We start from the raw sequence: 19,345 nt of genomic DNA, 5'->3' as shown, positions 1-19,345 counted from the left end.
CTGCGCAGCATCTTTGGAGTGCGCGCGAGAATCGCCGCTTTGGCGAAGTTTGTGAGGTGCTAGAACCTGGGATGGGAGCAGGGGAGAGGGCTTTGCTCCCGTTTGACCGCTCAATCATCAGGCCACTCACTACGCTCGTTGTCCCCATCAGCCGCTGGCGAAAGCAGTGTCGAGCCACTGACACTCCAAGACGCTGGCGCGAATCTGAGCGGGCCAGTGCCGCTGCTCACAATCATTCAACGGACGACGTTACCAAGGCCCCCCAAGCGGCAGTTCCCCGCACTCACACCGCAGCGACTTCGTCGCCAGGTCATGAGTATCTCGGGGTGGCTTGGTGATCTACGCGGCCTCCACATCGGAGGCCTTCACGGATCAATCAAATCCGCCCCACCCCCTCACTTCCGCACCCACCGTGTCCCCTGAGCCACGCTCCACTGAAACTTCCGTGCATGCTCCCGGATCAGAAAAGGAAGATCTTCTTCGTGCAACAAACGGAAGTGCTCGGACAGCGAATCCCGGAGCCACTCCAATGTGGAGCCTTGGGGCCAGCGGTCGGGAGGCGTGAACTCCTCCAACCAGGTGCAGGGAGTGGTTAGCAGCAACTGGCCGCCGGGTTTGACCAGAGAAGGCAGTCGGTTCAACAACCTGGCTGGCTCGGTGAGCCGGCAGAGCAGGTTGGCGGCATGAACCACCTCAAAACCGCCGAGGTCGGGCCGAAGGTTCATCGCATCTCCCTGCTCAAACCGGATCTTGTCCGAGATGGCAGCATCTTCTGGGCGCTGGGCGCTCAGGGGTGTTTGAGCCCGCCCTTCATCAATCCTCAGATACGGGTGCATGCCATCCCGGCGGATCTTCTCGGCGGCATCCACAAAATTCTGCGAGTAGTCGATTCCGATCACTTCACCTGCCGCCTTGGCCAGTTCATAGGATGACCGACCCACAGCGCATCCCAGATCCAGCGCCCGGGCATTGGGGGGCACCAGCGAGCGGTCCAGGAGCTTGGTGACGGAACGCACGGCAAAGCCCAGCGCGGATGACGGACCGAACTCCCACGGCAGCACCTCAGCGTCCGAAGCGTAGTGGAAGAGGAGGTACTCACTGAGGAGTTTGGGAGTTTCGTAGATGTTCATCGTCGGATCGGGCAGAGCACACAAGGCAGCTCGGTACTAAAAGATGCAAACAGGAACTCTGTTCAGGCTTCGGACATGGGGAGAGCTTCGGGTGCAGAATTCTGAGCGTCAGACGTGCCGCCTTGTCCTCCCTGCCCCTCCACCGGCGATCCCGCCGCTTGAGAGTTCGCCAGCACCTTCGTCTTCTGTTGAGCTTGATACCGTCCCCAGTAGAACGGTGCGGCCAGCTGGCCAAAGAATCCCTTGGGCATGGCTTCGCGAATCCCGATCTCTGCGGGAGGACGACGCGCGCTGTCGTCGTAATAGGTGCCGAAGATCTGATCCCAGAGCACGAGGTTCTCCCCGTAGTTCTTGTTACCCTCCCGAAGATCCATGGAGTGGTGCCAGCGGTGCAGGCCGGGGGTGTTGAAGATGTGACTCAACCAGCCAAAACGCATCTGGATGTTGCAGTGTGTGAGCACGCCGATGTAGGCGGTGATGGCGCTGCCCCAGATGAACACATCGCCGGGTGCGCCTGCCAACGCCAGGAGCGGCGTGGCGAAGACCATGCTCTTGATAGTGTCCACGAAGTGAAACCTGCCGGTGTTGAAGAACCAGAGCTTCTTGGAGCTGTGATGCACGGCGTGAAACTTCCAGAGTGGCATCCACTCATGCGCCAGTCGATGCGCCCAATACAAACCGAGTTCGGCCACCACCAGGGCCAGGCATACCTGTAAAAACATCGGCCAATGGGCGGGCCAGAACCCGCCTGCTTCGCGATCGCCAAACTGATGGGCGATGCCCAGGTTGGTCAGGGACACGATGACCACCTGAACCGAGATCTTGGTGAAGAGGGTATGGGCCAGATCCGTGACTTCCTGACCGTCCGACTCCCGCCAGGCTTCCTCATGGGGGCGTACTTTCTCCAGCCAGAACAGCAAGCCAGCCAGTGATAGATAGGTGAGGTTGAACGCCAACGGACCATGACCATGGGCGATGCCGAAGCCCGTGGGGATGAGGGCGCCCACGAAGAGCGAAGGCCAGAGCAGGTAGTCGAGCAGGGAATTCAGCCGGGGCATAGGTAGAACTTCTCGGAGACTGGTTAAGGGACCTTTTCCAAAGGGCACGCGAAGCGCCGTGTGAAAACCACACCCGTTCACCGAAAAGAGAAGGGCGCTCCTAAAAAGCGCCCTTCTGAATCAGAATTCATCCAAATTGGGATGAACGGTCATTGGCACTGCTCAGGCACCTGCCAAAGCGGCCTGGAGGTACGCGGCAGGCTGGAAATGCTCGATCAGTACCTCCACTTTCCCCCCGCGACTCATACGAGCCTGTTTGATGTCGAAGTTCGGCGTCTTGTGCGGGGCGAAGAGGATGTCGTCATGCGTCGCATTCTGGCGGCGCTTGAACTGGTCCGGAGTGATGTGACCGCCCAAATGGTCGTCGCGGCCCGTGGCCAAGTGGCAAGTGCCCAGCACCTTCTCATCCTGAATGTCCGCCCCGGAAACTGGAAGCACCTGGGTGCCAAAACCCAGCTCGCCCAGTACGCCGGTCATCGGATCATCAGCGAGCTTCTGGTTGTGGGCGTCGATCGTGGCCTGGTTGCCCTCAATTAGCTCCGACTTGATGATGCAACCTCCGGTCACCGTGAGCTTGCCCAGGGTGCCGTCTTCGTACTTAAGCGGGAAGGTGCCTTCGGCACCGGTGGGGACGAAGTACACTTCGCCAGCCGGAAGATTCGCGATGTCGGGCGTGTCACCTCGACAGAGGCCGTGGCTCTTCTGAGCTTCCTGGCCATTAAGTTCGAGGCGGACCGTCATGTCCTCGCCGCCGTCCACCGTGAAATCGATTTCTACCCAGTCGGCCTTGGTCATCGCCTTGCGCAGCTTTTCCGCATCCACGCTGACTTCGTTGTAGTCCACCGCCAGACCCGTGCTGAGGATCACTTCATTCAGTCCGTGCAGCGTCGCGCCGCGGAAGCCGTACTGTTTGGCGAAGGCCGTCAGCGGAGCGGTGGCGCTGAAGGTGGAGATGCAAAGGATCAGGTCGTAGTTCGTGTAGATGTCCCGCTCAAGGCTCAGCTCATTGCCCCCCATGTCCACACATCGGTCGGGAAGGTCGAGGTTGCTGCCGCCGGTCTGCTCGTAGGCGTATATTTCGCCGCCTTTGAGGGCCAGCTCTTCCATCACACCATTGTGGAGCCCCTGGTAAAAGTACTGGTGGGCGCGCTGCTGAATCTTGCGCTCGGGGTTGTTCAGGAACGCTAGGCCTTTGGCTTCAGAAAGGTCCGGGAGATCAATCAAAATACAGACGCGCCGCCCGAAGGTGGGCTCAAATACGGTATGGAGGAGGCGGGCGAGGTCGAACTTCGGAAACTTGCGTCCGGTGGCGGCGGTCTGCACGTCGTTTAGCATAGTGGAGATCATGGCGTGTGGTCGGTGGTGGTGTAAACCGATTTACGTGGAAGCGCCAAGGGATGGGTGCATAAATCACCCCTTATGAGCCGGTCAAAACATGTCGTGATCACAGGAGTCAGCCGCGGTCTGGGCCGGGCGATGGTGGAGGGTTTTGTCGCCCTTGGATGGACGGTTTCCGGCTGCTGCCGGAGTTCTGACGCTGTAGAGGAACTGCGTCAGGCCTATCCGGCTCCTCATGCCTTCTCCCAGGTGGATGTCGGCCGGGATGCCGAGGTGGAGGAGTTCTGCACGGGAATCCTGGCCAGCCACGGGACTCCAGACCTTCTCGTTAACAATGCCGCCATCATCAATCGCAGCGTCCCGGTGTGGGAACTGAACGCTGACGAAGTGGCTAACATCCTGGACGTGAACGTCAAAGGCACCATCGCGATGATCCGCGGGCTGGCACCAGCCATGCTCGCCCAAGGTGGCGGCGTGGTGGTCAATTTCTCCTCGGGCTGGGGCCGCAGCACTTCTCCAGAAGTGGCTTCCTACTGCGCCACGAAGTGGGCTATCGAGGGACTCAGCCAGGCCATGGCCCAGGAGACCGGGGGCAAACTGGCCGTGGTGGCCCTGAATCCGGGCATCATCGACACCGAGATGCTGCGGAGTTGCTTCGGCGACTCGGCGGGCAGCTACCCGGATGCCGCGGCTTGGGCCCGCCGGGCGGTGCCGTTCATTGCGGATCTCTCTTCTCGGGACAATGGCAAATCTTTGACAGCCCCCTAACATTGCGGCTGAATAAAAGACAGAGCCTCTGCGTCCATTTATTGCCCACCGAATCATGTCCATTTCTCCCAGCAGCTTGAATGATGTTGATGCTGCGGACTCGGACCTGGTTCGGAGGGCACAGGCTGGCGACGCGCGGGCGTTTGACAGCCTGGTGACACGCTACCGTGGAAAGGTTTACGGCATGTGCTACCATCTCGTCCAGAATGAACAAGACGCCTGGGATCTGGCGCAGGAGGCCTTTATCAAGGCCTGGCGCGCCCTGTCGTCGTTCAAGGGCGATGCCTCATTCTACACCTGGATCTACCGGATCGCTCACAACTCCACCTACGACTGGCTCCGCAAGCGCAAGATCGAGGGGGCGGGTGAGTTCGATGACGAGCGCCAGGCCGGGGTGGCAGCGGGAGCCGAGACCGTCCCCAAAGGAGAGCACCGACCTGACGAAGCGCTTAAAAATAGGGAGCTCGGGACGCGTATTCAACAAGCAATCGATCAACTCAGCCCGGACCACCGCACCGCCATTCTCCTCAGGGAGGTGGAGGGGTTCAGCTACGAGGAGATCGCCCAGATCATGGAGAGCTCCATGGGAACGGTGATGTCCCGCCTTTTTTACGCACGCAAGAAACTTCAAGAACTGCTCAAAGACGCCTATGAAAACGCCTGATGATCAACTTCTGGCCCGCTGGCTGGATGGAGAATTGAGCGCAGACGAGCGCCCTCGCTTCGAGGCGATGCTGGAGGCCGATCCGGCTCTCCGCGAGGAGGCGAGCTCCCTGCGTCAGCTGGGAGACCTGCTGCGTGCCAATGTGGACATGGAACGTCCGCTCCCCAATGCCGACTTTTTCAACTCGCAGATCCAGGAACAGATCGCTGCGGATCAACGCGCTGACCAGCGTGTCAAGTCCACGGCGGCCGCCGGTTCTGGTTCCTCCTGGCTGTCGTGGTTGCGTTCGCCCTGGATCTTCGCCGGGGCGGCGGCCACCCTTGCTGTCGGCATGCTGGTGATGCCTTCCGCCCAGCCGGGTGAGGAGACCAGAGTCCTCAGCTTCTACACGCCCAAGTCGGGCATCGAAGCCAGCACCTACCACAACAAGGATGCCGGGGCGACAGTGCTCGTGTTGAACGGTCTGGAGGCGATACCTTCTGATCGTGACATCGTGGGGATCAACGTGCACCACAGCGAGACCGATGCCCAGGTGGCGACCACCACGCTCTACGATGATCAGGGCGGTGTGCTGCTGGTCATGGCCAAGGATTCCGCCAGCAAGCCGATGGTCCTGGGGCGCTCTGCCCATTGAAAAGTCCGCTCCCGGTGACTCCCGCTGCTCCAGATCCCTCCATGAACGTCTCTGCCACCGCCCGCCTGCTGAACGCGACGCGGGTCAGTCTTGCCTGTGCTTTGCTCCTTGCTCCCCTGGCCCAGTTCCGGGCTCAGGCCCCGGAGTCAGCGGCAGCGGCAGGAGCCCCCAAGCATCCTATCAGCGCCGACATTGCGGCCAAGGACGGTCAGGTCTGGGGGGCGCTGGTGTTTGCCTCCTCGAAACCAAAGCAGGATGGCGTAGCGGCGACACCCACGCCGGAGTTTCCCGATCTGTCGAAGCGTCTGGCCAAGGCCTTTCCCTATACCCAGTTTGAAGTTCTGGGTCAGCATTCCCAAGTCGTGTTTCGTGAATACGAATCCTGGGTGGTGCCGTCCCGTGACGTGTTCCTGAAGCTGGATTCCAAAGGCACGGCTGCCAATGGAGGCCTGAATCTGCACCTGCAGTTTTGGCAGGGTCAGCAGGTCCTGGTGAAGACCGACACCCTTCTGCAGCCCGACAGTCCGCTCTTCATCGGCGGCCCCAAGTGGCGCGATGGCCAGCTCATCTTTGTCCTGCTCCTGAAAAAAGGGGCGAAGTAAGTGACACAGGCATCCTGCCTGTGCGTGCCACCGGCGTCCCGCCGGTTTTGGAATGCAGTGCGTCAGTGCGTCAGTGCGTCAGTGCGTCAGTGCGTCAGTGCGTCAGTGCGTCATCTCGGGTTCGAGGTAATTCAGTCGCCGGAAGCTTTTTCCTCGAAGAGGATGTGGCCAAAAGCCCAACGTTGGCGAACTTCCAGCGAGTCTACGTTGGGGATAGGACGGAAGATATTCTGCTCCAAAGGAGTTGCGGCGGGCTGACGGCGGGGTGCATCCAGGAATCGCCCCGCACGCTCAATCCGGCAGCACCACGCGCCCTTTGGGGATGGCACCGAAGACTTTGCCGGAACGCGAGACGCGCACGGGAGCTTCCTGGATGGTCGTGGTCGTGCTGAAGCTCGTGCCCACGGTCACGGATTGCTCGTAGTCAGAGGTCTCCGCTTCATAGATCGGTGTGGTTTCCACCTCGCGGACGCCAAACTTGTAGTACCAGCTCTCACTGCCATCGCGCTGCTTCTCCAAGCGCAGGGGACTGCCGAACTGGCGCTGTAGATCGGCTTTCGTCATGCCGAACCGGACAGGGGCGGGGGCTAGCTTGGTCTCCGGGGTGGTGCTACAGGCCGCGAGCAGAGCCAAAGGGGCAATCCAGAGATAGGGCAGGGTACAAAGGCGCATCTTCATCGGTGAGGAGAGGGTGAAAAGCAGGCCGCAAACCAGTCTGTCAGAAACAGACGGAGCCCGCATCGGTAAAATTCATCCCAGTCCGGGTGGGGAGGTCATCTTCTTGTGATTCCCATGACGAAACGCGTGGCCCCGCCACGTACGTGTACTGCACCCCGGCAAGCAAAACCATGAATCACAAAACTATCATCTCACGTTCTAAAACGCGACGTCAGTTCCTGAAGTCCGGATTTCTTGCCACCGGCGGTGCCGTGCTCGGCTTCCCGGCGGTGGTCTCTTCGAAATCACCCAATGGGAAGCTTAACACGGTCGTGATCGCCTGCGGTGGTCGTGGCGCGGCGAACCTCAAGGAGATCGGCGCCCTGACCAATGTGGTAGCCCTGTGTGACGTGAACTCCCAGGCGCTGGATGCGGCAGCCCAGCAATACCCGAACGCACGCAAGTATCGTGATTTCCGCGAACTGTATGCGAAGGAGACCGACTACGATGCGGCGGTCATCAGCACTGCCGAGCATACACATGCCTTTGCCGTGCTGCCGGCGTTGCGGGCCAAGAAACACGTTTATTGCGAGAAGCCGCTGACTCGGGATGTGCATGAGGCCCGGGTCGTGATGGCGGCTGCCAAGGAGGCCGGGGTGACCACGCAGATGGGCACGCAGTTGCATGCCTCGGCCAACTATCGTCGCGTGGTGGAGCTGGTGCAGGGCGGGGCCATCGGGCCAGTGCGGGAAGTGCACGTGTGGGTCTCACGAGCCTGGGGCATGCAGAGCAAGGCGGAGGCTGAAGCCAACGGTGACCTCTTTGTGAAGGCAGGATTGCTGGACTACATCGACAAGATGCCCACTGAGGCCAAGCCCGTTCCGCCACAGCTCGACTGGGATCTCTGGATCGGACCCGCTCCCATGCGGCCCTATCATGACATCTACTTCCCAGGACCGCGTTGGTACCGCTATTGGGACTTTGCCAACGGCACCATGAGCGACCTGGGCAGCCACTGGAATGATCTGCCCTTCTGGGCACTGAAGCTGGATCATCCCAAGACCATCTCTGCTGACGGTCCCGCCCCTCATCCGGAGCTGGCTCCGGCCAGCATGTCCGCCACCTATGAGTACGGAGCTCGTGGTGATCTGCCGCCGGTGAAGCTGACGTGGTATCAGGGAGCCCTGAGGCCGCAGTTGCTGAAGGACAAGAAGATCCCGGAGTGGAGCAATGGCGTCCTCTTCGTCGGCGATGGCGGCATGCTTCTCGCAGATTATGGCAAGTATCTGCTTCTGCCGGAGGACAAGTTCAAGGGCTTCACCGCTCCAGCACCTTCCATCCCCGCCAGCGTGGGGCATCACAAGGAGTTTGTGGAATGTGCCACGGCCGGTAAGCCCGCCTTGTGTGATTTCAGCTACAGCGGCTTGCTCACGGTGGCCAATCATCTTGGTGGCGTGGCTTATCGCAGCGGCAAGAAGATCACCTGGGATCCGGTCAAAGGCGTCACCGATGACGCCAGCGCCAACAAGTTCCTGCAGCGCGAGTATCGTGCGGGCTGGAAGCTGTAGGGAAAGGATTTTCCTTTGGTCGGGTGCGAAGCAAAAACGGCTTCGCACCCGGCTTTTTCCATGGCAAAATGGATGGACTGGAAGATTCGCACCTGTTATGAAGAAGTCATCCTCCTCCCCGGCCAGCCCGGCTCGCAGTAAGAAACGAAAATCCTGGCAGGAGAAACTCGACCACGATAACGGTCTGCCCAAGGTCATTCAGATGGAGGGTCGGCTGGAAAAACGGTTTGGTCCCGGGACCATGGTGGTACCCGCCCCACGCGCTGTGGATGCGAAAATGAAGAAAGTGCCGGCCGGCAAATTGACCACCATCGAGGCCATCCGCGATCGCCTGGCCTCAGATCACAAGACGACCACCGCGTGTGGCATCACCACGGGCATCTTCGCCTGGATCGCCGCGCACGCCGCTGCTGAACTGGAGGCCGATGGCGTGGCTGAAGGAAAGGTCACTCCCTATTGGCGGACGCTGAAAACAGGCGGTGAGTTGAATGCGAAGTACCCGGGCGGTGTGGAGGCGCTGCGGGAACGATTGGAAAACGAAGGCCACGAGGTCTACCAGAAAGGCAAGCGCTGGCTGGTAAAGGGGTATGAGAAGCGCTTGGTGAGGTTGTGAAGAAGACGGAAGATCTGAGTGCGCTGGGAGGGCGTGACGGGTCGAGCAAGGGCCTTGGGATGTTCTTTGTTCGAACCCGCGATCTAAATACCCTGGGTTCGTAGGGCGACCGCCCCGGTTTCCTCAGTCAGGGGTAGCGCGTGGCAAGCGGAGCGCTTGCCCTACAGGTTGTCAGGGGTGGGGTTTGGGCGTGCAAGGGCCTTTGGAGGTTGTGCCGCTGAACTCGCGGACGAACATCCTGGGCTGTTTGGCATCCCGACCTGTCGGGATTGCCTCGGTCAGGCCTCGATCACAAACGGCAGATCCGGCCGTTCCTCCGGATCGACGCCGATGTGATAAGGCCAATCTTGCCATCGATCTACGAATCCCGCTCGCACGGGATTCTCCCTGATGTAGTGCCACTTGGCGTCTGCGGATTCTGCCGAACGCAGCAACCGATCAAAGCACCCGGTTTGCCATTCCATTTGGCCTCGAGGGATTGGCGCATCCATCGTTTGATTGCCCCCGCGAAATTGCCGACGGATTCATAGCGATCATGGGGAATGGCCAGCACGTGGATGTGGTCGGGCATCAAGGTTGCCGAACGAACAATCCAACGTCCTTCCATGCGTTGGGCGGCGTTGAGAAAGGCGGCCATTGTTTCTGGATTGGCCAGCACCTTGTGGCGGTCCTGCACGCAAAAAGTGATGAAATAAATCACCGCCTTTTCCACCGGCAGAAGCACGGGAATACGGGGAGGATGCGCCATGTTTTTTCGATAGCAATGAGCTGAATCGAGCGCAAGCGATTGATGGCGATGGGGAGAAGGTTCGTGTGATGCGGCAAGGTACAAAATGCTTTGGATCTTCCGCATCCGAACCGGCGGCCGAACGCATTGGGTTGTAGGGCGACCGCCCCGGTTGCCGGGTCAGGGGTGGCGCGTGGCAAGCGGGGCGCTTGCCCTACAGGGTGTCAGGGGGATGGGCGTGCAAGGGGGCTGTGTATGTGCGGCCCTCCACCTGCCCTTCTCACTGAAAACTCAACGTCAATCCGTTCCTGCCATACCGCAGACTGGCGCCGGCGGGTTGGGGGATACGGCTCGCATCTAGAATCTCGATCTGCCGGTCGGGGCCGGTGATGGGGGCGCTTCGGCGGTCGGTGAGATACACGGTGGTCTTCACCGGGGTCTTGATGCGCAGTTCTGATTCCGGGGCTCCGAAATTACAACTCTCAAACACGCAGTTCTTCGTGGCGATGAGCACGCTCTCGGGAATGCGGCAGTTGACGAAGCGGCAGTTCTCGATGGACAACCACGAGCGCTTCACTTCGTCTCCCGCATCCTTCTGGTAGATCAGAGGGGCGAAGTCGATCTCATGAAACGTGCACTGGTTCAGCTTGATGCCGATGTCGATGACCTTCCAGGGTTGGATGAAAGAACCAGCAAACACACAGTTGTCGAAGGTCCACTTGCTTGAGAAGTAGTCTCCAAACCAGTCGCCTCCTTTCCCCAGCCGGCAGTTCGAGAAGAGGGAGTTGGTAGCCTTGAAATCGGCACCCCACTCTGCCGTGATCTTCATGTTGGTGAACAGGGTTCCGGTGGCTGTCCAGGCCCCTCTTTCAATGAAGGCCGATCCGCCGGTGATTCTGGCTCCGGGAAGAGTGAAGAACCGGCCCGCGGTCTTGGCCTTGGGATCCACTGGGTCCGGGCCACCCAGAATGAGGTGCTTCTTGGGGCGGTAGTCCCCCGCCGGAAACGTGATGCGGCCGATCATCCGTTCCTCCCGATCCAAGAACGCCTGTGTGGCCTGAACGACCGGGATGCGCGATCCGTTGACGCGGAAAGGCCGCCCACTGAAATCGGTGCCGGAATAGGTGGCTAGATCCTCGGCAAAATGGAGGTGCGCCTCAGTGTTGTTGGAGCGCCCGGTGGCCTTCAGCAGGACATGCCGCCGACCGAGCACCTGCCATTGTACTCCCAGGTTTTGCTCGTCCCAGGAGGGGCAGACGACCTTGCCCCCGGCATGGAGTTCAATGGCTTCATCACTCTGGCTGCGCCAGCGCCAGACGGTATCGCTGAGGTATTGCTGGAGTTTCCCTTCCTCGCCGCCCAGCGTGGGCGTGACGGGGGCGGGAGTTGCCGGAGCGGCGGCGTCAGGCATGGCGGGCGCGGCGTTGGCCAACGCAGGGGCAGGGGCCGCAGAAGACTCTGACTGACCCAGACTGGCTTGCACGATCCCACGACGTCGGCGCACCTCGCCGGCACCAGCTTCTTGTCCGGGCTGGGCCAGCTCCTGTTCATAAGCCGCCAGCACACCGTCATACTTCTGGGACAAGGTACGCTGAGTCTTGGCCGCCTCGGTTTCAATCTGGCCTAAGGTCGTCCGATAGATCCGCCGCAGGTCCTTGACCCCACTGGTGACTTCGGGACCGTCTTCGGCCGGCAGCGGCTGGTTCAGGGAAACCCGGGCTTTTTCGCCGTTGAGGGCGGCGATCTCTTGAGGCGTGGCCGTTCCTGCTGCGGCGTTGATCATGGCCCGATCCAGGGCCGCCAGGAACTTGCTGTTGAGGTCTCGCAGCGCGGCTTCTTTGACCTGGGTGACGTCTCGCTGCACGGCGCTCTTGAACTGTGTTTCCAGTTCTGTCAGGCGCTGGGCGATCTCAGGAGGGACTGGTGCCGAGGCCGGGGCAGGGGTAGCATCTGGGGTTGTTCCAGGGGCAGGAGCACCATCGGGTGACGCAGGTGCGACTGCCGAGGGATTGGGGCCCTCAGCGGCTGCGGCAGAGTGCGCGGCTGTGGGGGGCTTGTCCGTACCTCCAGAAGTCGAGCCCCCGTCGTTCTTGCCGTTCAGCACGTAGAATCCCACCGCGCCTGCGACGATCATCCCCACGGTTACAACTCCCCCCGGGAGCGAGCTACTCTTGGGTTTGGTGCGGGCCGCCGCTGCGGCGGCCTGCTCGGCACTGGCACGGAAGGGGGCGGGCCTGGGTCCCTGCGCCTTGGCGACGGGGACGGTGAGGATGTGATTGAGATCTTTGCGGAAGTCTGCCGCCTTCTGATACCGGGCCCCTGGCTCATGCTGCATGGCCCGCTTCACGATGGCATCCAGGCGCTTGTCCAAGCCGGGCACCACCTCACTGGGAGCCGGGGGCAGTCCACGAGGCACGTCGCCCGTGAGCATCTCATACAGCATCACTCCAAGGGAATAGAGGTCGGCACGTCCATCCGCCACCACACCCATCTGCAGGGACTCCGGAGCCACGTAGTCTGGCGTGCCCATGGTCATGGTGCTGTGGGCTTCGTCTCCATCCTGGGTGGAATGCTTGGCCAGGCCGAAGTCGGCCACCTTCACGCGGCCCTCCATGTCCACCATCACATTCGCGGGCTTGATGTCGCGATGCACAATGCCGTGCTCATGAGCATAGCTGAGTGTGTCGCACACATGGGCCGCGATGGAGATCGCATGCACGGGCTCCAGCTGCCCCTTCTGGAGCAGCATCTTGGAGACATCTGTACCTTCCACGAACTCCATGACGATGTAGAGCAGACCGCCCGGCATCTCGCCGAAGTCGAAGACCGCGATCATCCCCGGGTGCATGAGCCTCGCCATGAGCCGGGCTTCATTGCGGAAGCGCTGGGCATACTCTGCCTCATCTTCCCAGAGGCCGGAGGGGAGCACCTTGATGGCGACCAGCCGGTCCAGGGAGTTCTGCCGGGCCTTGTACACGGCCCCCATGCCTCCCTGCCCGATGAGTTCTAGCACCTCGTAGCCCTGCAACTCTTGTTGCAAGGCCGAAGGGGAAGGGGCTTTCCAGTGAGGACCACTGGAAGAGGATGCGGAATATGAAGAGCCAGACATGAGGGGGGCGTGATTTAACCTGAGGCTATGGCGCAGCCCCTTTTCCCTTCAACAGTACTTTGTGCAAAATGTCGCGCAACTTCGCCTCTGTCTCAGCGGGAACTCCCGGCTTGGCCAGTGCCGTCTCCAGATCCTGCTTGGCCCCGCTGAAGTCCCCCATGGCGATGCGCACGACAGCGCGCATTCCCAGCGCGTCCAGCACTCGCGAGGGCTCGGCGTCTTTTACCTCCAGGATGCGGGTGAGATCTTCCTGCGCCTCAGAGTGGTTCCCCATGTTGGCCCGAATTGAGGCGCGAAAGCCGTAGGCAGTCCCTAGAAGGACGGGAGAAACATTCTTGGACTGGATGATTTCGGTGAAGTCTTTCTCCGCCTCGGCAATTTTCCCGATCTTGAAAAGGGTCAAACCCCGGTTGTTCAGCGTTTGGTGACGGCGAAGATCGCCCAGTTCCGGCGACGCCAGTGCCTTGTCCATCGACTCGATTGCGGCTGTCTGCTGACCGCGGCTGATTTCGACAGTCGCCAGCACCGTGTAAGCTTCCGCGACAATATCGGCGGGTACATCCTTCATGGACAGGATCTTGCCGATGTCTGCCTCTGCTTCGTCCGCGCGATTGGATGTTGCCCGAATGTAAGCCCTTTTCACCAACGCTGCCGCCGCATACTCGACCGGGGGGTTCTCAAGGAACAGCAGTTCGGTGAAGTCGAAGCTTGCCTCGCTCATTCTCCCTTTGTCGCCATAGGCCAGACCACGCTCCATCAGGGCTTTTGCCCTGTTCTTCACTGAAATGTCCTTCATCTTGAGCGTTTGCGGGAAATCCAGAATCGCCTTGTCCTTCTCGCCGGTCGCCGACCGAACTGCGCCCCTCGTGTTCAAGAGGCCTGCTTGGAGGTTGGCGGTCAGACCAGGCAGCTCCAAGGCCCGGTCGAGATCCTTCAGCAGCTCCTTCACCCGGCTTTGATGGTTGAAGATCGCGGCCCGCATCATCAATGCCGTGGCCTTGAATTCGTTGGAGACCGCTACGTCGGCGAGGATCTTCTCCAAGGCCTCCGATCCCTCCTTCTCCTTTCCGGTGTGAATGAGATTCCCCGCCTCGCGCGCTTTTAGAGTCAGTTCCGGTGGACTGTTCAAGCCCAGATAGAACTCGGCAAAGTCGCGAATCTCCACCATTTGGGCGGGCAAAGACTTTGTCGCTCCGAGAAACACCGATGGTAGCAACACCGCGAAAATCATGCGGATTCGAAGGGGGGCTCGCATGAAATGTATTCTAAGCTTTTTTCGACTGCGTTGACAATCTAAGGAATGCCTGGAAGGCCCTAGTGAGATTCTTTAGCCGTCAAACCGGGCCCTCGTTTCGGGCATGGGAAAACCGTTGCCGTCCCGGACTCTGGTGGAGTACACTTTCTTTCACCGGTACAAACACCCGGATAAACGCATGAAACACTCCATGAAGTGGTCGGCGGCGATATTTGCCGCGGGCCTGGTGCTGTGCAGCCCTGCCGCTGCGGAACAAAAAGAAAAAGGGGCGACGACAGCTCCCGCCACCAAGACAACCCCGGCGGCTGCGGCCGAGAAGGAGGCTAAACCGAAGAAGGACACCTACCCGCTCTATGGGGAAGTGGTCTCCGTCAATGCCACCACGCTGGTCATTAAGGGCGGGGTGGAAAAACCCAACCGGACCTTTGTGTTGAACAAGGACACCGAGATCGTGGACGGCGACAAGGCCGCCAAGGTCAGCGACGTGAAAGCCGGCCATTGGGTAGGTGGCCTGATCAAGAAGACGGAGAAGGGCGATGATCAACTGCTCAAGCTCAATGTGGGCGTGAAGCAGAAGGAGGCCAAAGCGGCAGAGCCCGCGGCGACTGGCGCGAAGGTGCCTGACAAGAAGAAGCCGTGACCCGCTGCGCGGGAGACAGAAGACTTGAGGTCAGGGGGAGCAGAATCGTTCAGAGTTTTGGCTCGTTCATTCGAATCTGCTGCTTCACGCACGCACTCCACAGTCCCGACGTGTCGGGACGCCACCAGGTGTTGTTTCCTTCACGCTCAAAGTTCACGCCTCACGCCTCCGACATCGGAGGCCGAGCAAACGCTCTCACCCTCCAAACACTCACTCCCCCTGGATGCGCAGCATCTTTGGAGTGCGCGCGAGAATCGCCGCTTTCACTACGCCTTGTGAGGGGCTAGAACCCTTCGCCATCCGCCGGAGCCCATCCGTGCGCCCCATCCAGCCTGCCTACGCCCGCAACCGGCCCAGCACAACCCCTTCTGCCCAAGCCTCATCAACACCGGCTGTAGTTGTCGACGTGAGGAGGCACAAATTTTCCCGTCTATCACCCAGCGGCCGGAAGCGGGACCAAGGAGCCAACTCCTGCTCAGTCCGAAGTTGATCCCCAGCGGGGATATCTAACACAGCCCAACGTTGGACGAGCCCTAAGCGAGTCAACGTTGGGTACCTCCGCAGAGGATGATCAGGTGCGGAGGCCGACAGCATCTGCTTTCCCTTCCACCGCCATCAACGCCTCCACGTCGCTCAAGTGCGATGTTGCACGAATGTTTGGTTGGTCACACCTCGCGAGGTCACCCGCCGACTGACGTTCCCGGCAAGATGCCGGAAACAGCACGCAAGATGCGTGCGCTCCCCGAGCTCACGCCACGAGCCTCCAACATCGAAGGCTCGCCCCCTTTCACTTCGGCTTCCCCGGCAGCGGCAGCCCGTCCGTCCGAAACGGCACCGCCGGCAATCCCGCCGTATTCACAAAATTCGGCTTCTCCAGCGCCGGCACAAAAGCATACCTCACCGTCTTCGGCTTCTGCACTCCCGCAGCCTTCAGAAACACCGCATTCCCCCTGATCTCAGCCGCCGCCGTCTGGTAGTTTCCATCATCCCCGGCCAGCTCAAAGCCGCGCAAGGCCTCTCCGTCACGGCTCTTCAGTTCCCCGTTGCCAGGGTCAAAATTCACCATCAGACCCCCATTCACCGGCCTGGCCTCCACGAACCTCGGTCCCCGCCAGGACACCTTCTGTCCATAGGTCTTGCCCAGCGCCAGCCAGGCCAGCCGGCGGCCAATGGGGGACTTCTCTTTCGGGTGCAGCTCCTTGGGGTCATTGGTGTCATACGTCACGACAAAGCCGCTGTCCGGCACATCCGTCCCCAGTTTTTCCTGAACCTCACGCATGTACGGCCAGTAGCGGCCGTCCCCCGGCTCCCGGGCCGGTAGTTGCACCAGATAGATGGGATACTGCCCCAGGGCCTTCTCCCCGGAAGCTGCCGCCCATCGCGCACGATACTCCCGCGCATAAGCCACGAAGAGATCGTGATACACCGTCACCCAGTCCCACTTGGAGTCCCACTCACCCTGATACCAGATCTGGCCGCGCAGGGCGAAGGGCTGCAAGGGCGCGATCATGCCGTTGTACAGCGCCGAAGGGCGGCGCGACCAACGCGGCCCGATGAGCTCGCCTGGCTTCACGAGCGTGGCTGGCACCGGTTGCTTCGCTTTCTTGAGTTCATCCACCTTCGCAAAGTACTCCGCAGTTTCCCTGTCGCGCTGCGCCTGCTTCTCCGGCGTCCAGGTCTTGGTGGCATTGCCCCACCAGGTGCGCAGAGACTCGGCGGAGGGATCCTGATCGCGCACCTCATTGGGGATCCAGGAGTACAAGTTGGTGGCGCCCACCGAGGACCGGATCAATCCCAGCGGGACCTCTGGCAGATGCTTCTGCAGCTCCTCGCCAAAGTAGAACAAGGTGGCGCTGAACTTCATGATCTCCTCTGTGCTCGCGAGCGTCCAGGTGCCCGCGGCGTTGGCCACCGGTGCATCCGCACCTGTCTCTGCCACCTTGAAGAGCCGGATCCGGTCAAAGGTGCCCGGCGGCATCTTCAGGATCTCCTCCTTGCGGTCGGTCACGTTGAGGTTCCAGTCCATGTTGGACTGGCCCGTCCCCAGCCACACGTCGCCCACCAGCACGTCCTTGATGGTGACCGTGTTCTTTCCTTGAATCACCAGGGCCTGCCCGTTTCCGGACACCGGCTTGGGCTTCAGCACCACCATCCACTTCCCGTCGGCCCCGGCGGTGCCTTGCTTCGTCTCCCCGGCAAAGCGCACACTTATTTTTTCTCCCGGATCAGCCACACCCCAGATGGGGAGAGGCCGCTCCCGCTGCAGCACCATGTGGTCGCAGAAGAGGGAGTTGGGAGTGACCTCTGCAGAAGTGCAGATCGTCAGAGCTGCCAGCATCACGGCGGACAGCGTGGGAATGGAGCAGGATTTCATGAAAACAATGCGGCACCTCATGGCCAAAAGAGAGGCGTATCATCCTGGAATAACTTCCACAATAGACCATGCGGTCGGGAGGGATTGCACGAGCGCCCGGGCACCCCAGCCACTCTTTCCAGCGATTTAGCTGTCCCTTCTCCGAAACCCGACGACGGTGGGTCTTATGGAACGCCACCCGTTTCTCCACCGAGCCCAGAGGGCCGGCCCACCTGGGAGGCGTACGCAGGACTTTTTATCGGTAAGGGCCGTGTTCATGCCGCGATTCGGGTTGGGGTTCCTCCCCTGATATGAAAACGGAATCGCTCGGTGTCGGTGCCATTGGTACGGGAGGCTTCGGCCTGTTTGCCCTCCAGCAGTTTCTCCAGATCCCGGGAGTGAAACTTGTAGGGATCGCGGGCACGCTCCGGGAGGCAGCCCTCGCCATGTCCCGACGCTTTGGCGTGCCGGATCTCGTGGAGGTGGACGCGCTGCTGGCGAGTCCGGAGGTGGACCTCGTTTACATCGCCACGCCGCCGTTTCTGCACTACCCCCAGGCACGGGCAGCGCTCCTGGCCGGGAAACATGTGCTCTGTGAAAAGCCCCTGGCCATGACCGTAGAGCAGGCGGATGACCTGCTGGCCCTGGCCCAGGAGCGGGACCTCCTCTGCGTCGCCAACCTGATGCAACGGTATAACCCGCTCTATGAGGCCACGCGGGATCTGGTGGCCTCCGGTGTGCTGGGAGCCTGTCTGCATGGCTGGTTTGAAAACTACGCCAGTGACGAAGGGCTGGGCGTGGACCACTGGTTCTGGGATCGCGAGAAGAGCGGGGGCATCTTCATCGAGCATGGGGTGCATTTCTTCGACCTCTTCGAAGGCTGGCTGGGCGAAGGCACCGTCGTGGCCGCGCAACGTGTCTTGAGGCCCGGTTCAGACATTGAGGAACAGGTGCAATGCACTGTGCGCCATGCCAGTGGGCCGCTGGTGAACTACTATCACGGCTTCACGCAACCCTCGCGGCTCGACCGCCAGGAGTTCCGCCTGCTCTTTGAGCACGGCGAGATCACGCTGGAGGAATGGGTGCCCGTGCGGGCGCGGATTCGAGCGGCCGTGGACGAAGCTCAAACTCGCACGCTGATGGAGCTGTTCCCCGGCTCGCGACTGGATGTCCTCAAGACCTTCGGCGGTCGCGACCGCGCGGCTCGCGGAAGGTTCAAGGAACTCGACATCTACCAGCAGATCGAGATGCAGCACGCACTGGGTGACGACAAGCAGCGTCGCTATTGTGAGCTGCTGCGCTCGCTCTTTGCCGATCAACTGGCGTGGTTGCGTGATCGCAACCACGTTCGGAAGATCACCGAGCGCAACGGCCGTGACTCCGTCGCCCTGGCCGCCATAGCGACCCAGCTGGCTACTTCTTGATGGCGACTGGCAGCTCCCGTTCCACAGACTCCGCGCAGGTCTTGGCCAGCACCGCATAGGCCTCCGGCTTCCAGTGGAACTGGTCACCCCGCGCCCACTCGAGCTTGCCCACCAGCAGGGAGTAGAAGTCATTCACCGGCACATTCAGCTCCTTCATCACATTCGCCGCCATGCGGTTGTGCTCAATGATGACGGGGTTGATCTCGGGATCCAGCTCGGTGGGTTTGCCCTTCACCGTCACCGGCGTGCTACTGGCCCAGATGACCTTGGCCTTGGGCAGCTTCGTCCGGATCACTTCCACAAAGGCCTTGGTCAGCGGTTCAAAGGTGCCTTCCTTGATGCGGCCCGCCTGCCAGCCATGCAGACCCATGTTGAAGTGCACCACATCATACGGGCCGTTGTCCAGCATCTCACCCAGGAGCTTGTTCAGATGCGGAGACTGCGCGTGCGGATGCATCCAGGCATCCACATACGCCTTGCCATCCAGCGCCTTGATCACGGGATTCATATAACCGCCCAGGATGGAGTCCCCGATCAGCAGCACCCTCGGGCGGCTCGGGTCTTCGATCACCGCCTTGTTCAGCTTCCAGCTCTTGCCATCGGCATGCAGACGTTTGTCCGTCTCTTTGGCAGGCGGTGGATCGGCCGCCATCATACCGCTGGCGGTGAGGAGCAGCGAGCCAGCGGCGACCAGCAAATGACGACGGGAAAAGAAAGCGTAGTTCATGGAGAAACCTCTACGCAATCCAGTGGCAATTCTTCCCATCGCCATGTGATCCAGCACCTTCGCGGATACAGGGGCCTT

The 19,345-nt window shown here is 60.8% G+C and carries 17 protein-coding genes; 8 read left to right on the top strand and 9 right to left on the bottom strand.

Translation table 11 applies throughout. The features are described 5' to 3' along the window. Positions 1 to 395: 395 nt before the first annotated feature. The 3 genes from BV034_RS34015 to BV034_RS34005 form a co-directional block, all read right to left on the bottom strand. Positions 396 to 1,130 carry a putative 4-mercaptohistidine N1-methyltransferase gene (locus BV034_RS34015; protein WP_050031390.1) on the bottom strand — a complete coding sequence of 245 codons (735 nt, stop codon included), beginning with the start codon at positions 1,128 to 1,130 and terminating at the stop codon, positions 396 to 398. 62 nt (positions 1,131 to 1,192) lie between these two features. Then, positions 1,193 to 2,188, bottom strand: coding sequence for a sterol desaturase family protein (locus BV034_RS34010; RefSeq protein WP_050031389.1), 996 nt, complete (start codon positions 2,186 to 2,188; stop codon positions 1,193 to 1,195). 162 nt (positions 2,189 to 2,350) lie between these two features. After that, entirely contained in the window at positions 2,351 to 3,535 is a 1,185-nt protein-coding gene (locus BV034_RS34005; RefSeq protein WP_050031388.1) for a hypothetical protein, read from the bottom strand. Positions 3,536 to 3,607: 72 nt separating this feature from the next. On the opposite strand from BV034_RS34005, the gene BV034_RS34000 reads away from it, so the two are divergent. From BV034_RS34000 to BV034_RS33985, 4 genes are read left to right on the top strand one after another with little or no spacing between them, the layout of a single operon-like run. After that, positions 3,608 to 4,294: an SDR family oxidoreductase gene (locus tag BV034_RS34000; RefSeq protein ID WP_050031387.1), complete on the top strand. Its 687-nt coding sequence runs from the start codon at positions 3,608 to 3,610 to the stop codon at positions 4,292 to 4,294. A gap of 55 nt (positions 4,295 to 4,349) precedes the next feature. Next, entirely contained in the window at positions 4,350 to 4,958 is a 609-nt protein-coding gene (locus BV034_RS33995; RefSeq protein WP_050031386.1) for a sigma-70 family RNA polymerase sigma factor, read from the top strand. Continuing rightward, the gene (locus BV034_RS33990; protein ID WP_050031385.1) at positions 4,945 to 5,592 is read left to right on the top strand and encodes a hypothetical protein; all 648 of its coding nucleotides are present in this window, start codon (positions 4,945 to 4,947) and stop codon (positions 5,590 to 5,592) included. Before BV034_RS33995 ends, BV034_RS33990 begins: the two co-directional genes overlap by 14 nt. Beyond that, on the top strand, positions 5,589 to 6,194 hold the full coding sequence (locus BV034_RS33985) for a hypothetical protein (RefSeq protein WP_265593796.1): 606 nt from the start codon (positions 5,589 to 5,591) through the stop codon (positions 6,192 to 6,194). The genes BV034_RS33990 and BV034_RS33985 overlap by 4 nt, the downstream gene beginning before the upstream one ends. A 291-nt stretch (positions 6,195 to 6,485) precedes the next feature. Here the strand turns inward: BV034_RS33985 and BV034_RS33980 are convergent, their stop codons facing one another. Then, entirely contained in the window at positions 6,486 to 6,866 is a 381-nt protein-coding gene (locus tag BV034_RS33980) for a hypothetical protein (protein WP_265593795.1), read from the bottom strand. A 176-nt stretch (positions 6,867 to 7,042) separates the two neighbouring features. Here BV034_RS33980 and BV034_RS33975 point away from each other — a divergent pair, with 176 nt between their 5' ends. Further along, positions 7,043 to 8,419: a Gfo/Idh/MocA family oxidoreductase gene (locus tag BV034_RS33975; protein WP_050031391.1), complete on the top strand. Its 1,377-nt coding sequence runs from the start codon at positions 7,043 to 7,045 to the stop codon at positions 8,417 to 8,419. Positions 8,420 to 8,516: 97 nt separating this feature from the next. Next, entirely contained in the window at positions 8,517 to 9,032 is a 516-nt protein-coding gene (locus tag BV034_RS33970) for an MGMT family protein (protein ID WP_050031382.1), read from the top strand. 358 nt (positions 9,033 to 9,390) lie between these two features. Here BV034_RS33970 and BV034_RS33965 read toward each other — a convergent pair whose 3' ends face one another. The 3 genes from BV034_RS33965 to BV034_RS33955 all read right to left on the bottom strand — a co-directional run bounded on the left by BV034_RS33965 (position 9,391) and on the right by BV034_RS33955 (position 14,123). Next, entirely contained in the window at positions 9,391 to 9,780 is a 390-nt protein-coding gene (locus BV034_RS33965; protein ID WP_050031381.1) for a transposase, read from the bottom strand. A gap of 259 nt (positions 9,781 to 10,039) precedes the next feature. Next, the gene (locus BV034_RS33960) at positions 10,040 to 12,799 is read right to left on the bottom strand and encodes a serine/threonine-protein kinase (protein WP_050031380.1); all 2,760 of its coding nucleotides are present in this window, start codon (positions 12,797 to 12,799) and stop codon (positions 10,040 to 10,042) included. A 94-nt stretch (positions 12,800 to 12,893) separates the two neighbouring features. Continuing rightward, positions 12,894 to 14,123 (bottom strand): hypothetical protein, encoded by a 1,230-nt coding sequence (locus BV034_RS33955; RefSeq protein ID WP_265593794.1) that lies wholly within the window; start codon positions 14,121 to 14,123, stop codon positions 12,894 to 12,896. 178 nt (positions 14,124 to 14,301) lie between these two features. On the opposite strand from BV034_RS33955, the gene BV034_RS33950 reads away from it, so the two are divergent. Further along, the gene (locus BV034_RS33950) at positions 14,302 to 14,763 is read left to right on the top strand and encodes a hypothetical protein (RefSeq protein WP_265593793.1); all 462 of its coding nucleotides are present in this window, start codon (positions 14,302 to 14,304) and stop codon (positions 14,761 to 14,763) included. 787 nt (positions 14,764 to 15,550) lie between these two features. Here BV034_RS33950 and BV034_RS33945 read toward each other — a convergent pair. Then, positions 15,551 to 17,137, bottom strand: coding sequence for a sialate O-acetylesterase (locus BV034_RS33945; protein ID WP_265593792.1), 1,587 nt, complete (start codon positions 17,135 to 17,137; stop codon positions 15,551 to 15,553). A gap of 290 nt (positions 17,138 to 17,427) precedes the next feature. Between BV034_RS33945 and BV034_RS33940 the strand changes: the two genes are divergently transcribed. Next, entirely contained in the window at positions 17,428 to 18,540 is a 1,113-nt protein-coding gene (locus BV034_RS33940) for a Gfo/Idh/MocA family oxidoreductase (RefSeq protein WP_050031376.1), read from the top strand. Here BV034_RS33940 and BV034_RS33935 read toward each other — a convergent pair. Further along, entirely contained in the window at positions 18,530 to 19,267 is a 738-nt protein-coding gene (locus BV034_RS33935; RefSeq protein WP_050031375.1) for an SGNH/GDSL hydrolase family protein, read from the bottom strand. The genes BV034_RS33940 and BV034_RS33935 overlap by 11 nt on opposite strands. Positions 19,268 to 19,345 lie beyond the last annotated feature (78 nt).

It is taken from the genome of Verrucomicrobium sp. BvORR034, assembly GCF_000739635.1.
Taxonomy (GTDB): domain Bacteria; phylum Verrucomicrobiota; class Verrucomicrobiia; order Verrucomicrobiales; family Verrucomicrobiaceae; genus Verrucomicrobium.
This window is presented reverse-complemented; position numbering and strand designations above follow the sequence as displayed.

Excerpts from the sequence above, each read along its gene's own strand:
- BV034_RS33970 (WP_050031382.1), top strand. The coding sequence starts at position 8,517 with ATGAAGAAGTCATCCTCCTCCCCGGCCAGCCCGGCTCGCAGTAAGAAA.
- BV034_RS34015 (WP_050031390.1), bottom strand. The coding sequence starts at position 1,130 with ATGAACATCTACGAAACTCCCAAACTCCTCAGTGAGTACCTCCTCTTC.
- BV034_RS33955 (WP_265593794.1), bottom strand. The coding sequence starts at position 14,123 with ATGCGAGCCCCCCTTCGAATCCGCATGATTTTCGCGGTGTTGCTACCA.
- BV034_RS33965 (WP_050031381.1), bottom strand. The coding sequence starts at position 9,780 with ATGGCGCATCCTCCCCGTATTCCCGTGCTTCTGCCGGTGGAAAAGGCG.
- BV034_RS34010 (WP_050031389.1), bottom strand. The coding sequence starts at position 2,188 with ATGCCCCGGCTGAATTCCCTGCTCGACTACCTGCTCTGGCCTTCGCTC.
- BV034_RS33990 (WP_050031385.1), top strand. The coding sequence starts at position 4,945 with ATGAAAACGCCTGATGATCAACTTCTGGCCCGCTGGCTGGATGGAGAA.
- BV034_RS34000 (WP_050031387.1), top strand. The coding sequence starts at position 3,608 with ATGAGCCGGTCAAAACATGTCGTGATCACAGGAGTCAGCCGCGGTCTG.
- BV034_RS33935 (WP_050031375.1), bottom strand. The coding sequence starts at position 19,267 with ATGAACTACGCTTTCTTTTCCCGTCGTCATTTGCTGGTCGCCGCTGGC.
- BV034_RS33980 (WP_265593795.1), bottom strand. The coding sequence starts at position 6,866 with ATGCGCCTTTGTACCCTGCCCTATCTCTGGATTGCCCCTTTGGCTCTG.
- BV034_RS33995 (WP_050031386.1), top strand. The coding sequence starts at position 4,350 with ATGTCCATTTCTCCCAGCAGCTTGAATGATGTTGATGCTGCGGACTCG.
- BV034_RS33940 (WP_050031376.1), top strand. The coding sequence starts at position 17,428 with ATGAAAACGGAATCGCTCGGTGTCGGTGCCATTGGTACGGGAGGCTTC.
- BV034_RS34005 (WP_050031388.1), bottom strand. The coding sequence starts at position 3,535 with ATGATCTCCACTATGCTAAACGACGTGCAGACCGCCGCCACCGGACGC.
- BV034_RS33945 (WP_265593792.1), bottom strand. The coding sequence starts at position 17,137 with ATGAAATCCTGCTCCATTCCCACGCTGTCCGCCGTGATGCTGGCAGCT.
- BV034_RS33950 (WP_265593793.1), top strand. The coding sequence starts at position 14,302 with ATGAAACACTCCATGAAGTGGTCGGCGGCGATATTTGCCGCGGGCCTG.
- BV034_RS33975 (WP_050031391.1), top strand. The coding sequence starts at position 7,043 with ATGAATCACAAAACTATCATCTCACGTTCTAAAACGCGACGTCAGTTC.